This window comes from Streptomyces sp. GESEQ-4 (assembly GCF_017948455.1).
Taxonomy (GTDB): Bacteria; Actinomycetota; Actinomycetes; order Streptomycetales; family Streptomycetaceae; genus Streptomyces.
This window is the reverse complement of the sequence record NZ_JAFFSU010000019.1, coordinates 145,989-159,042: the sequence shown is the minus strand read 5'-3', so window position 1 is coordinate 159,042 and position 13,054 is coordinate 145,989. Positions and strand designations below refer to the sequence as shown.

Genomic DNA, 13,054 nt, shown 5'->3' with positions numbered 1-13,054 from the left:
GGTGGGGGTGGATCGTGGGGGGGGCGGTTGTGGTGGCGGGGGGGGGGGGGGGGGGGCGGTGCCGGGGGAGTCGCAAGGTGGAGAGCGCGGCGGATGTCACGTCGGGCGTCTTCAGTGAGCCCCTTGAGTCAGATGAGTCGGACGATGACTCGGAGGCGTACGACCTGCTGCCCGCCGAGGTCGATCCGCAACCGGCGTCGGACGATGACGAGGGCGGCCAGGAGGAGCTGGGGAAGGTGGCGCCGCCCGCGCAGTCACCGGAGGCCTGAACTCGCCCCCGCCGCCCCTACCCGTCCCATCCCTGGGGGCTGCGCCCCCAGACCCCCGCTTCGGCCCTGAACGGGCCTTGTCCTCAAACGCCGGACGGGCTGGAATGTGCGCACCGGTGCCGAGGAGTGCGTGCCCCCGGCGGGTGGGTGGGGGTTGGGGATGGCCGTTCTCGTCGTCAAGCGCCGGGCGGGCTGGAATGCGCGCACCGGTGCCGAGAAGCGATGCGCCCCCGACGGGCCGGACCGCGCTCCCGGCGTCGAGAAACGAGCGCGCCCACCGGGTGGGTGGGGGTTCGGGATGGCCGCTCTCGGCCTCCAGCCCTACCGGCCAGTTGTCGCTGTCACCGGCGCCTCCTCAGGCCTCAGGAAGCCGTCCCGAAGCCGCCCCCTCGAAGCGGCGGTTTCCCTCTCAGTTCTCCGTGCCCAGAACCCCCCGCAGCTCCTCCGGCAGGAGCTGGCTGCAGGACTGCTTGGCCTCGTTGGTGAGGGAGTCGCTGACGCAGGTGTAGTAGTCGCGGTAGACGAGCTGGGCGGTGAAGGTCGCGGCGACGAGGGCGATGGCGAGGGAGGAGGTGACGAGGCCGGTCACCGCGGCCGTGGTCTGGGGGCGGGCGTTGCCGCCGGCGGGGGCCGGGGTGTCCGGGTCGGCGGTGCGGGGCTTGGTCCGCAGAGCGGTGATTCCCCAGTACAGGGAGAGGGCGCCCAGCAGCAGGGCGACGTACGGCCAGCTGAAGAGGGCGAAGAAGAAGGCCCACATGCCGGAGAGGAGCGAATAGCGAGCGCGGCGCTGGGCCGGGTCCGCCGGGTCCCAGCGGAGGTTCGTGCCGGGGCCGCTGCCGCCGGGGCTGCCTTCCGGGTCGCCGCCGCCCTGATCGCCCCGGCCGCCCGTACGGTCGCCGAAGCCGCCCGAGGAGCGGCCGGGCTGGCGGTCGCTCCACTGGCTGCCCCACGGAGAGCGCGAGCCGTCCTCACGGTCACCGTCTCCGGAGGAGTCCTCGCCCGACGGGCGCCGCGGCTGCCACGGGCGGTCCGGCGTGCCCTCCGGCGGCGGCGCGAACGGGTTGTCCTCACCCGCCGAGCCGCCCTGCCCTTCGCCGTTCGGCTGGCCCGAGGGCGCGTCGGGCGGCGAGGCGGGGCGCTCCCGCAGAACCAGCACGGCGCTGCGCTCCCCTCCCTGCACCGACTGCTGGGGGAGCGTGAGGAGTCGCAGGCTGCGGTCCGGCATCAAGTGAGCGTCTTCCCCTTGGTGATAACGACGTGCTGACATCGACGTGCTGACAACAACATGCTGAACAACGACGTGCTGAACAACTGCTGAACGGGTCCGCGTGAGCGGTCCCTCCGTAAAACGCACCACCTACCGCCCGCGTTCCCCGGTCCGCTCCTCGCAGACGCTACCTTCCGGCCACGCCCCCGTCCCATGGGGGCCGCCCGGTGTGCCGGTATCGTTGCTGACGGTCGGCCGCTTCGTAGACTTCCCCGTATCCGGGGGCGCGAAGCATTCGTATGAACGTACATAGCCACTGACGTGCATCGTGTCGTGCATACCACCGGCCGTACGGAAAACGCTCCCCCGAGAAAGGGCCCCACCGTGGCCGCCAAGCCCGTGGCCAAGCGCCTTGTCGTGCTGGTCTCCGGATCCGGTACGAATCTGCAGGCGCTGCTCGATGCCATCGCCGAGACCGGCGTCGAGGCGTACGGCGCCGAGGTCGTCGCCGTCGGGGCCGACCGCGAGGGCATCGAGGGGCTGGCGCGGGCCGAGCGTGCCGGGCTGGCGACCTTTGTGCGGAAGGTCAAGGACTACGGGACCCGTGAGGAGTGGGACGCGGCGCTCACCGAGGCCGTGGCCGCGTACGAGCCCGACCTCGTCGTGTCGGCCGGGTTCATGAAGATCCTGGGGAAGGAATTCCTCGCGCGCTTCGGCGGGCGGACCGTCAACACGCACCCCGCCCTCCTCCCCAGTTTCCCCGGCGCCCACGGCGTCCGCGACACCCTCGCGTACGGCGCCAAGGTCACCGGCTGCACCGTCCACTTCGTCGACGACGGCGTCGACACCGGGCCGATCATCGCTCAGGGCGTGGTCGAGGTCCGGGACGAGGACGACGAGAGCGCTCTGCACGAGCGCATCAAGGAAGTCGAGCGAAGAATGCTCGTCGAGGTCGTGGGGCGGCTCGCCCGCAACGGCTATCGCATTGAGGGACGAAAGGTAGTTATCCCGTGACCGCCGAAGTGACCACGGAAGGCACACAGCGCCCGATCAAGCGTGCGCTCATCAGCGTCTACGACAAGACCGGGCTCGAAGACCTCGCCCGCGGGCTGCACGAGGCCGGGGTCGCACTCGTCTCCACCGGTTCCACGGCCGGCCGGATCGCCGCCGCAGGCGTGCCGGTCACCAAGGTCGAGGAACTCACCGGGTTCCCCGAGTGCCTGGACGGCCGGGTCAAGACGCTGCACCCGCGCGTGCACGCCGGGATCCTCGCCGATCTCCGGCTCGAGGACCATCGCAACCAGCTGACCGAGCTGGGAGTCGAGCCCTTCGATCTCGTCGTCGTGAACCTCTACCCCTTCACCGAGACCGTGGCCTCGGGCGCCTCGCCCGACGAGTGCGTCGAGCAGATCGACATCGGCGGTCCCTCCATGGTCCGGGCCGCCGCCAAGAACCACCCCTCCGTGGCGGTAGTCGTCAGCCCCGACCGCTACGGCGACGTGCTCAAGGCGGTCGCGGACGGCGGCTTCGACCTCACCGCGCGCAAGCGGCTCGCGGCAGAAGCGTTCCGGCACACCGCCGAGTACGACGTGGCGGTCGCGGGCTGGTTCGCGGGCGACTACGCAGGTGACGGTACGGAGTTCCCGGGCTTCATCGGCGTCACGTACGAGCGCAAGAACGTGCTGCGGTACGGCGAGAACCCGCACCAGCCCGCCGCCCTCTACACGGGAGGCTGCGGCGGTCTCGCCGAGGCGGAGCAGTTGCACGGCAAGGAGATGTCGTACAACAACTTCACCGACACCGATGCCGCGCGCCGGGCCGCGTACGACCACAGCGAGCCCTGCGTCGCGATCATCAAGCACGCCAACCCGTGCGGCATCGCGATCGGCGCGGACGTCGCCGAGGCGCACCGTAAGGCGCACGCCTGTGATCCGCTGTCCGCCTTCGGTGGTGTGATCGCCGTCAACCGTCCGGTGTCCGTGGCGATGGCCGAGCAGGTGGCCGAGATCTTCACCGAGGTCATCGTCGCCCCGGACTACGAGGACGGCGCGGTCGAGATTCTCGCCCGCAAGAAGAACATCCGCGTCCTTCGCTGCCCCGAAGGCCCGCAGCCCCCGGCCGAGTTCAAGCCGATCGACGGCGGCGGTCTCGCCCAGGTCAAGGACGTACTCCAGGCCGAGGGCGACGACCCCGCGAACTGGACCCTGGCGACCGGCGAGGCCCTGTCCGCCGACGAGTTGGCGGACCTCGCCTTCGCCTGGCGGGCCTGCCGGGCCGTGAAGTCCAACGCCATCCTGCTCGCCAAGGACGGCGCTTCGGTCGGCGTGGGGATGGGGCAGGTGAACCGGGTCGACTCCTGCAAGCTGGCCGTTGAGCGCGCCGGGGCCGAGCGGGCCCACGGTTCGTTCGTCGCGTCGGACGCGTTCTTCCCGTTCCCCGACAACATCGATGTCCTGAGCGCCGCCGGCGTCAAGGCCATCGTCCAGCCCGGCGGGTCCGTCCGTGACGAGCAGGTCGTGGAGGCCGCGCAGAAGGCCGGCATCACGATGTACTTCACGGGGACGCGGCACTTCTTCCACTGACGGACGAGTGCCGGCGGCGCTGCGCGGATCGATCGCTACGTCGAACTGCGCAGCGCGCCCCAGGTATTGGGCCCGACCTCGCCATCGACGGCCAGGCCCTTGTCGCTCTGGAACTGCTTGACCGCGGCCAGGGTGCCGTCGCCGAACTGGCCGTCCACGCCCGCGCTGCCGACGCTGTAGCCGCGCTTTTCCAGCATGCACTGCACCTGTGTGACGCGGCGGTTCTTGTCGCCGTACTGCGTCAGGTCGGTGCCGGAGTAGTGCGTGCACTGGGTGATCCACGGTGGATCGGCGGGCTTGGTGGGGGTCTTGGTCGGAGCGGCGCCGTTGTCGCCGCTGCTCCCGCCGCCGCTTCCATCGCCGGGAGCGGCGGTGACGGTGAGAGTGGGTTGTGCGCCGCCCGTGGTGCCGCCGGCTCCGGACGCTTCGCCGCCGCTGCTGTCGGCTGCTCCGCCCATGCCCTGTTGGTCCTCGCCCTCCTCCTTCTCCTTCCCGGACTCCTTCTCGGAGGGGGAGGGCGAGGGCGAGGTGGGAGAGGCTGACGTCGGCTCGTCGTCGAAGGCCGTGCTGCTGGAGGTCGTCGGGGAGGCGGAGGTCGGTTCGTCGCGCTCGGAGCGGGTGAGCAGGAAGGCACTGACGGCCACGGCGACGACGGCGACGCCCGCGACGACGGCGAGGTACGGCTTCCGTCGTGATCGGCGCGGGCTGTTCTCGCCGTTCCCGGTGGCGAGCGGGGTCTGTGGGAACGCGCCGTGCCCGTCCGGAGGCGTCGCAGGTCCGAAGGCGGGGCCGGGAGCAGGGGCGGGGGCGCGTTCCGCAGGGGCGCGGAAGTGGAGGGTCTGCTCGGCGGAGACCTGTTCCAGCACCTCGCAGGCCCGTTGCCGGGAGAGCAGCCGGCCGCCCAGGGGCTCCGGCCAGGAGTGTGCGTGGCCGTGCCCAGCGGCAGTGGCCGCGTCGAGCAGCTGCCGGGGGGTGGGCCGTCCGGCCGGGTCCTTGGCGAGACAGGCCGACAGGAGTTCCGCCAACGCGGGGTCCGCTGCCGCGAGTTCGGCCATGACGTCCGGCTTCGGCTCCTCGAAGGCGACCCGGTGCATCACGTCCACGCCGGTTCCGTCGCCGAAGGGGGCGTTGCCGGTGGTGGCGTACGTAAGGCTCCCCGCGAGCGAGAAGACATCGGAGGCGGTGTCGCAGCGGCCCTCGCGCAGATACTCGGGCGCCATGTAGGCCGGGGTGCCGACCCGGGCGCCGGTCGTGGTGATGGCGCTGCTGTCCGCGGCCTGCGAGATGCCGAAGTCGATGACATGTGCGCCCTGGAGGGACAGGAGCACGTTGGACGGCTTGAGATCACGGTGTACGACCCCGGCGGCGGTCATCGCCGACAGGGCCTGCCCGAGATCGGCGACCAGCCGCCACACCGCGGCCGGCCCCAGCACACCGCACTCGCGGACGGCTTCGGCGAGGTTGAGGCCGGGCAGGTACTGCGTGGCCATCCACAGCAGCGAGTCGTCGAACCCGGTGCCGAGCAGGTCCGGCGTGCGCGGAGTGTGCACCTGGGCATGCACGGAGGCCTCGCGCTCGAAACGACGCCGGAACCGAGGGTCTTCGGCGTACTCGGGCCGGATCACCTTGACGGCGGCGAGCCCCGGGCCGTCGTCGGCGGGGCGGGCCAGATAGACGTGGCCCATACCGCCGCTGCCGAGCAGCCCGAGCGGGACGTACGGTCCGACACGTCCGGGATCGGCGGCTCGCAGCGGCCTCGCACCCGCCTGTTGCAGCGCGGTGTCGCCGGCCGCGGGTGTGTACGGCGACTCGGGTGGCTGGTCTGTCATGGGTCCCCCGACCGTTTTGCCTGGCGCAACGTTCCCTTGTGTCACGCCAGTTGACGGTCGAGAGACTACCGTTCCGCACGTGCATGACGTGCATGGAGTGAAATCCGTGCGGGTGTCAGCAGTTGGCGTACGTGTAGGACGCGGGCTTCCAGCCGACGTTCGGGATGTTGATCCGGTAGACGCCGGTCGAGCTTCGGTAGAGGAAGAACGCGTTCGCGTCGCCGGTGTAGCGCAGCTTCGTCCGGTACGCGGAGCTGTCGTAGTCGGTCGACACGTACTCGATGTTCTTGTCGACCGCGCCGAAGGTATCGTTGCCGACCTTGCCGTCGATGGCCTCGAGCTCCAGCGTGCGCTGCAGGCTGATGGTGGCGGACCTCGTGTCGGAGCCGAACCGGCAGTCGATGTCGGCTTGGCGAAACGGGTCGCCGTTGCTCTTCTTGGCGCCCTCCGCCCACAGAACCCACTGCCAGAGAGCCGTGGCGTTGGTGTGGGCGTACGAACTGGTGGTCAGTGTCCCCTCGTCGCCGAAGTCGTCCTGGAACTGGTAGGCGCCGGAGACGTAGCCGTCGGAGGCGTTGGCGGAGGCGGGTGCCGCGCTGACGGCGAGCGCCCCGGTGACCACGGCGGCGATCACGGCGCTCAGTCCCGCCCGTCGGGTGGGGATCAGCATCATGTCTCTCCCTTTACGGCAGGGTGTCGCAGTGGCCGGTGGTGCTCTGCCACTTCAGCTTGTCGCGGGTGTTGGGGCCGTAGACGCCGTCGTCCTCAAGGCCCAGACGGGCCTGCACGATCTCCAGCTCTTCCTCGGTGATCCGTCCGAAGTGGCCGTCGACCTCCACATTGGTCCGCTTGTGGCAGTGCCGAAGCGCCTTCTGGATCGCCTCCACGTGGGAGCCGGAGGCACCGCGCGCGGTGATGCAGTTGACGGTGCTGCCGTAGGCGGGGATGTTGGCCAGCTCGTGGCCGTTTCCGCCGTTGATGAAACGGCCGAGCGTCTTGTTGCACCAGGAGGTGGCGGCGTTGGCCTGGCCGGCGGTACCGGCCACACCGAGACCGGCCAGCAGCATCGCGCCGGACGCCACACCCGCCTTGGCGCGCAGCATGCGGGACTTCTTCATGGTCTCCTCGTTTCCCGTCAGATCCGCGCGCAGCGCGTCGTGGTGCCGCGGGTGAACTCCCACTTCAGGTGGGTGCGGCTGTCCTTGCCGTAGATGCCGTCGCCCTCGATCTCCTCGGTGCGCTGGGCGGCTGCGAGGGCGTTCTTCGTGTTGGTGCCGAAGATCCCGTCGACCTTCAGATTGAAGTCCAGGTCGTCGCTGTAACAGATGTTCAGCGAGCGCTGGAGCATGGCGACGGAGGCGCTCTGCGCACCGCTGCCCATCGTGCAGTCCATGTTGGCCGTCAGACCGGCGACGGCGCCTGCTGTCGTGCGGGTGCCGCGGAAGTGCTTCATGTGTGATCCCCCGTTCCTTGCCTTGCGGTGCCTCGCGTTGTGGCGTGGCCATGGTGGGCGAGGGCGGCGGCTGGGAGGTACCTGAATAGTTCCAGGTACCGCGGGCGACGGATGTTCTCCAGGCTGATGCCTGTTCGTTTACTGAAACGGGGAGGACTAATGACACTGAGCCGAGTCAAGTACGGGGCGGCCATGGCTGTCGCTGCGGTGACTGTGACGATGTTCGCGGCCGCGCCCGCGACCGCCGCCGACAGCAAGACCTGGACGCGGTACTGCGGCGGTGACACCCGTACGTACACCGCGAAGGTCAGCGATCACGAGGCCACCACCAAGAGGAACAGTGGTGATTGCGCCGGCCTCGCCTACGTGCGGATCAAGGTGCAGGGGAGCTGGGGCACCTGGGCCAGCAGCAGTGGGACGGCCAAGAGGCTCAGCCCCGTGTACGAGATCGAGGCCTCGCAGCACAAGGACTGCAATTGCAGTACCGCCAACATCTACACCCTTTATCCGTAAGACTCATCCGGTCCCGGACCGAACGGGCGCTTCCCTGGCGGGAGGCGCCCGTTCGTCATGTGTGCAGTTCGCACCACACCGTCTTGCCGGCCGGTGTCAGCCACACGCCCCAGCGCCGGGTCATCGCGTCGAGGAGCAGGAGGCCGCGACCGGTCTCGTCGTCCTCGCTGGGATGGCGCGCGATGAGCCACGCGTGCGGGTCCGGGTCGGTGACCTCCAGGCGGGTACGGCCGTCCGGAGTGAGGAGCAGGCGGACGGTCACCGGGGTGCCCTCGCCGACGTGGTTGATCACGTTGGTCAGCAGCTCGCTGACGCAGAGCTGGAGTTCGGGGCAGGGTGCGCCCAGGTGCTCGCGTACGGCGCGGCGGACCTCCGGTACGGCCTTGGGGAGGGCGAGCAGTTCGAGGGCGAGGGGTTCGTTCACTGGCCGGCCGCCTTGCGCAGGGCGGTGATCAGGGCGCGGGCGGTGGCCTGGTTGCAGTTGCCGAGTGCGATGAGGGGGCGCGTGGGGACCCCTCCCGGAGCCGGATCCCTACGCTCGCGACATGTGCTCAGGACCGCAGGCAATCCGGCGCGGTGCCGGAACAGGTCTGCTGCGCCGCATGGCGGTGGCAGCGGCGGCGCTGCTGATCGTGACCTGTTGCGACAGCGGAGGCAGGGACGACGACACCAAGCCGCGCTCGGCACGCTGGCAACTCGACTACGCCACTACGTCCACCCGTGACACGAGCGTGACCGACATCGCTGCCGCGTCCCGGGACGAGGGCTGGGCCGTGGGCCAGGACATACCGGACGACGGCTTCGGCGAGTTCTTCCTGCTGCACCGCCACGGCACCGCCTGGAAACGTGCCGAGATGCCGCTGCAGCCGGTGAAGGGGGCGGAGTTCGACAACGACTACATGCACCTGGACGCCTCCAGCCCCGACAACGTATGGCTGTTTGCCAGTCAGATCACGGACAGCGTCGGCGGGTCCGTAGGAGAGCCGACGGCAGCGCGCTGGGACGGCCGCAGGTGGCGTACGACCTCCGTCGACTTCAGAGTGTGGGACGTCGCCGTCCTGGCGCCCGACGACGTGTGGGCGCTGGACGCGAACCGCGCGGTCGGGCTGCACCATTGGGACGGCGAGCGCTGGACCGTCCACGATCTGCCCGGCGAGGCCGTGGCACTGTCCGCGACCGGCCCGGACGACATCTGGGCGGTGGGCTCCCACGACGACCGACCTGCGACCATGCACTTCGACGGGAAGAAGTGGCGGTCGGTCCCCACGCCCGAGCTCCGTCTTCCCAGGCCGGTGGACGGGGACGCGTCGCTGTCCGACGTCGTGGCCGTTTCCCGGGACGACGTCTGGGCGTTCGGTTCGCCCGAGTACTGGACGGACGGCGCCGAGGTACGCGAGATGGCGTTCGCCCTGCACTGGGACGGCAAGCGCTGGCGGAAGGCCCCGAAGGCCATCGACACCACGCTGCGCAGCCAACCCGAACTCGGGACGTCGGGGACCCCTGACGGTGCGGGTGGGTTCGTCCTGAGCGGCGGGCTCCACCACACCGACGACGGCACACTGCACACGATCAAGCAGCCGAAGCCGGTCGCCGGCCGCTCCGGAAAGATCACCAAGGCGGACCGGCACCAGCGCTTCCAAATAAGCGACCTCCAACTCGTCCCCGGCACTCACGAGATCTGGGCGTCCGGCAATGTGAGCGTCGAGCTCAGCGACGGCACGACCTTCCTGCGCGGCGTCATCGCCTCCTACTCCACCGGCGGCTGACCCCGAGGGCCGACCCACCGTCCAGGCAACGCCACCAACCTCATGCGACAGCACATCCAGCTCACCCGTTCGTTGGTGCCTTCCGCAGCGCGCTCCACGTCATTGCCCCCACGGCCCCGTCCGCGTCCAGCCCCGCCCGCTTCTGGAAGGTCACCACGGCCCCATGGGTCAGGGGGCCGAAGTCGCCGTCCACCTCGCCGACTTCGGTGATGCCGTGCAGATGCCGGAGCAGGCACTGGAGTTCTCTGACCTGACTGCCGCCGTCGCCCTGCGCGATGGTGAAGTCCCATGTGCTGTTCCAGCCCGCGGTATAGCCGTTGCCGTACCTGGTGTCCTCGTACACCGTGGGCTTCGAGCAGCTGGGCGGCGCCGCGGCGGCCGGGACGTCGACCTGCAGGCCGTACGTCACTGCCGTCGGGCCGAGTACTGCCGCTGCCACGACCGCCCCGACCAGTACCGGACGCCGCCACCGGCGCGGCCGCAGTCGGGGCAGCCGGGCCGAGCGGGCCGTGCCGGCCGCCTCCTCCACCCGGCGCAGCAGCGTGGCGGTATCGGGGACGCGACTGATGCGCTCCGCGTGCGTGGAAGCCAGACAGTCCTGGACGATCTCCCGCCAGCCGTCGGGGAGTTCGGGTGAGAGGCGCAGCTCCCCGGTGCCGCGTGCGTAGCGCATCGCCGCGTCGGTGCGTGCCTCCGTGCTGCCGCCCGGCAGTGCGAAGGAGCTTGCAAGGACGACGTGGGCGAGGACGCCGAAGGCCCAGATGTCCGCGGAGGGGCGGATCTGTGTGCCGCGCTCGTCGATCTCGGGCCAGAGGAGTTCCGGTGGGGTGTAGTCCGGTGTGGCGAACGCCGGCGCATAGGCGTGGGTGCCTTCCATTTCGGCGGCCGTGTTGAAGTCGGCCAGCCGTACCGAACCGTCCTTCATCAGCAGGACGTTGGCCGGCTTCAGGTCGCCGTGCACCCAGCCGGCGTGATGCAGCTGGTGCAGACCCTCGCAGATCTGCGCGAGCAGGGCGGGTCCCGCCTCCGGCTTCGGTGCCTGCTCCAGTACCGCGTCCAGCGATCTCTCGGCCCGCTCCAGGACCAGCACGGTGGCGCCGTCCAGCTCCGGGTGTTCCGGGGCGTCGACCGTCATCGTGTCGTACATGCGGATCAAGCGAGGTGCGCGCAGCTTCCGCAGCAACTCCACCTCCCGATCGGCCAGTTCGCGCAGGTGGTGCAGCTGACGCGGAGTGCGGGTGCCGGTGGGAAGGAACTTGAGCGCCGCCTCGCGGGGCAGCTGCGGATTCCGCCCCCCGGCGAGCCGGGCCGCGTAGACGGTGGCGAACGCACCGGAAGCAAGCGGTTCACGCACCTCCCAGTGGCCGACCCGGTACCCCATCGGGACGGTGACGATGGACGACTGCCTGGTCATCGGACCACCTCGCGCGGGGCCACGCTGAGCATGGCGAGGTCGTCCTCGCGGACGAGGTCGAAGCGGAGGGCGAGCGAGACCAGCGACTCCTTCTTGCCGTTGACGCGCTGGCCGGGCTCGGCGGTGTCGGGGCCGGGGCGCAGGCGCAGTTTCAGGGCGAGGTAGTCGATGTTCCAGTAGACGGACGAGCGGCTGACCGTCGGCCAGGTGGGACGCAGGCGTTCCACCAGCTGCTCCACCGCCGGCAGCGGGACGTGCAGTTCGCCGCGCAGGCGGGGTTCGCACAGGGCGGCCAGCACCGCGAAGTAGCGCTTGGTGCGGTCGAGGGCGAACGCCGGGGCGGTCAGGGCTCCGGACAGATCTTGGCGGGTCACGCTGCGGAAGGAGTGGCGCGGCGCCCAGACGTCGAACGCGAGCAGATCTCCTGCGGCGGGCAGGACCACGCGCGAGAACTCGAACGGCACAGGCGCGTCCAGCCGGCCCGGCGTGACCTTGATGTGCTCGCCCGCGCCCTCCGGGTTCTCCACCACGTACGTCTGGTCCTCGCTGAGGTTGCTCAGCAGCCAGAAGTTCCGGAGCGCCTCGATCTCCCCCGCGACCCGGGGCACCCCTTCATGTGCGAGGGTGAGGCCGTCGTCGCTCTCGGCCCTGCCGAACGTGATGCGCTCGCCCGTAGCGATCCTGACCTGGTCGTTCACATGGCCGCACTCCGGCGGCACGACGATGACGCTGTGCATGGACATGGACTCGTCCCCCGATTCCATGAGGGGCGATCGCGACACGGGCGCAGGCGGAAATAAACATGCGCCTCATGCCCGTTGAGCCCCCGTTTATTACGTCTTGATCTCCGCTGCCTACGATCTCCCAGCCGACCGTGCCGAACCAATGCTGTTGCGCTGTAGAGCAAAAGCCGAGCTCAACGGGGGAAGCGACATGCTCCGCATTCATTTCGACGATGCCGATCTGGCGAGGACCACACTCGCCGCGGCGCCTGATCCGCTCTCGGAGATCGCCGCGAGTCTGCACCGATTGCAGTCACGGAGAGGGCGGTGGGCCTTCGCCGGGTGGTACCGGACGGCACGGCAGCAGCTGCGGGAGAAGGGGCTGGAGCGTGTCCTGCGGAGCGTTCTCCTGCCCATGTATCCAAGGGCCGCGTACTTTCCGGACTTTCTGACTCCCGCCGAGGCGGGGGGCGACCTGGATGCCGGACTGGAATCAATTCTGGCCACGCCTCCGCAACAGGTCCTGGATGAGATGGCCATCCTCGACCGGACCGTCGGAGCCCCCGCGTGGGCCGGACAACTGGCCGGGCCGGCAGCGCGCAAGGAGTTCGCGGGGATGCTGCGCGCGTACTACGGCGCGGTCATCGCCCCGTACGAGGAACAGGCACAGGCCCGGATCGAGGCTGAACGGGCGGCGCGGGCCCGTGGGCTCCTGGACGGCGGAGTCGACGGCATGCTCGCGGGACTCGGGCCCATGCTGCGCTGGCGCCCTCCCGTCCTGGAGGTCGTCTACCCCAAGCAGGTCGAGGACCGGGACCTGTATCTGAACGGACGTGGGCTGACCCTCGTCCCCTCGTACTTCAACTGGGGTGAGCCGGTCGCTTTCGCCGATCCGGAACTGCCGCCCGTGCTCCGGTACTCGCTGCTGCATGAGCCGAGCTCTCCGGATACCCCACACGGAGCCGACGCTTTCGACGCGCCCTTGACCTCCCTCCTCGGGCGTGCCCGTGCGGTCGCCCTGCGCGCCGCGTCCACCGGTGCCACGACCGGCGAGATCGCCCGCGCCGCCGGAGTCTCGGCATCCTCCGCCAGCAGACACGCCACCGTGTTGCGCGACGCGGGCCTCATCACCACCATCCGGATCGGGCCGACCGTGCTGCACACCCTCACGCCCGCGGGGGCCTCCCTGCTGCGCGCCGCCACACAGCGGACGTCCGGCTGATCGCAGGGCGGCAAGGCGCACCATGACGTAGAACGGCCTCCGGCCCTCCCCCGAGGGGACCGGAGGCCGCAGGGCGA

14 protein-coding genes are annotated in these 13,054 nt (G+C 70.2%); 6 read left to right on the top strand and 8 right to left on the bottom strand.

Going from position 1 to position 13,054, the window contains the following annotated elements; all coding sequences use genetic code 11:
* Positions 1-77: 77 nt before the first annotated feature.
* Positions 78-269 (top strand): hypothetical protein, encoded by a 192-nt coding sequence (locus KCH48_RS30660; protein ID WP_210578258.1) that lies wholly within the window; start codon positions 78-80, stop codon positions 267-269.
* Positions 270-678: 409 nt separating this feature from the next.
* Here the strand turns inward: KCH48_RS30660 and KCH48_RS30655 are convergent, their stop codons facing one another.
* The gene (locus KCH48_RS30655; RefSeq protein ID WP_210578256.1) at positions 679-1,494 is read right to left on the bottom strand and encodes a hypothetical protein; all 816 of its coding nucleotides are present in this window, start codon (positions 1,492-1,494) and stop codon (positions 679-681) included.
* A gap of 366 nt (positions 1,495-1,860) precedes the next feature.
* Here KCH48_RS30655 and purN point away from each other — a divergent pair, with 366 nt between their 5' ends.
* Both purN and purH read left to right on the top strand, forming a co-directional pair.
* The gene (gene purN, locus KCH48_RS30650) at positions 1,861-2,490 is read left to right on the top strand and encodes a phosphoribosylglycinamide formyltransferase (RefSeq protein WP_210578254.1); all 630 of its coding nucleotides are present in this window, start codon (positions 1,861-1,863) and stop codon (positions 2,488-2,490) included.
* Entirely contained in the window at positions 2,487-4,058 is a 1,572-nt protein-coding gene (gene purH / locus KCH48_RS30645) for a bifunctional phosphoribosylaminoimidazolecarboxamide formyltransferase/IMP cyclohydrolase (protein ID WP_374104730.1), read from the top strand. Before purN ends, purH begins: the two co-directional genes overlap by 4 nt.
* A 35-nt stretch (positions 4,059-4,093) precedes the next feature.
* Here the strand turns inward: purH and KCH48_RS30640 are convergent, their stop codons facing one another.
* From KCH48_RS30640 to KCH48_RS30625, 4 genes are all read right to left on the bottom strand, one after another.
* Positions 4,094-5,887: a serine/threonine-protein kinase gene (locus KCH48_RS30640; protein ID WP_210578252.1), complete on the bottom strand. Its 1,794-nt coding sequence runs from the start codon at positions 5,885-5,887 to the stop codon at positions 4,094-4,096.
* A 115-nt stretch (positions 5,888-6,002) separates the two neighbouring features.
* On the bottom strand, positions 6,003-6,560 hold the full coding sequence (locus KCH48_RS30635; protein ID WP_210578250.1) for a hypothetical protein: 558 nt from the start codon (positions 6,558-6,560) through the stop codon (positions 6,003-6,005).
* Between the two features lie 10 nt (positions 6,561-6,570).
* Positions 6,571-7,005 carry a peptidoglycan-binding protein gene (locus KCH48_RS30630; protein WP_210578248.1) on the bottom strand — a complete coding sequence of 145 codons (435 nt, stop codon included), beginning with the start codon at positions 7,003-7,005 and terminating at the stop codon, positions 6,571-6,573.
* Between the two features lie 17 nt (positions 7,006-7,022).
* Positions 7,023-7,340, bottom strand: a complete 318-nt coding sequence (locus tag KCH48_RS30625; RefSeq protein WP_210578246.1) for a peptidoglycan-binding protein — start codon at positions 7,338-7,340, stop codon at positions 7,023-7,025.
* Positions 7,341-7,499: 159 nt separating this feature from the next.
* Between KCH48_RS30625 and KCH48_RS30620 the strand changes: the two genes are divergently transcribed.
* Positions 7,500-7,853, top strand: a complete 354-nt coding sequence (locus KCH48_RS30620; protein WP_210578244.1) for a hypothetical protein — start codon at positions 7,500-7,502, stop codon at positions 7,851-7,853.
* Between the two features lie 55 nt (positions 7,854-7,908).
* Here the strand turns inward: KCH48_RS30620 and KCH48_RS30615 are convergent, their stop codons facing one another.
* Positions 7,909-8,277 (bottom strand): ATP-binding protein, encoded by a 369-nt coding sequence (locus KCH48_RS30615; protein ID WP_210578236.1) that lies wholly within the window; start codon positions 8,275-8,277, stop codon positions 7,909-7,911.
* A gap of 178 nt (positions 8,278-8,455) precedes the next feature.
* Here KCH48_RS30615 and KCH48_RS30610 point away from each other — a divergent pair, with 178 nt between their 5' ends.
* Positions 8,456-9,619: a hypothetical protein gene (locus KCH48_RS30610; RefSeq protein ID WP_210578234.1), complete on the top strand. Its 1,164-nt coding sequence runs from the start codon at positions 8,456-8,458 to the stop codon at positions 9,617-9,619.
* Between the two features lie 61 nt (positions 9,620-9,680).
* On the opposite strand, the gene KCH48_RS30605 is transcribed toward KCH48_RS30610, so the two are convergent.
* Together KCH48_RS30605 and KCH48_RS30600 are read right to left on the bottom strand one after the other, a co-directional pair.
* On the bottom strand, positions 9,681-11,033 hold the full coding sequence (locus KCH48_RS30605) for a serine/threonine-protein kinase (protein ID WP_210578232.1): 1,353 nt from the start codon (positions 11,031-11,033) through the stop codon (positions 9,681-9,683).
* Positions 11,030-11,770 (bottom strand): FHA domain-containing protein, encoded by a 741-nt coding sequence (locus tag KCH48_RS30600; RefSeq protein WP_210578299.1) that lies wholly within the window; start codon positions 11,768-11,770, stop codon positions 11,030-11,032. Before KCH48_RS30600 ends, KCH48_RS30605 begins: the two co-directional genes overlap by 4 nt.
* Before the next feature lie 196 nt (positions 11,771-11,966).
* Between KCH48_RS30600 and KCH48_RS30595 the strand changes: the two genes are divergently transcribed.
* The gene (locus KCH48_RS30595) at positions 11,967-12,977 is read left to right on the top strand and encodes a helix-turn-helix domain-containing protein (RefSeq protein ID WP_210578230.1); all 1,011 of its coding nucleotides are present in this window, start codon (positions 11,967-11,969) and stop codon (positions 12,975-12,977) included.
* Positions 12,978-13,054: the final 77 nt, after the last annotated feature.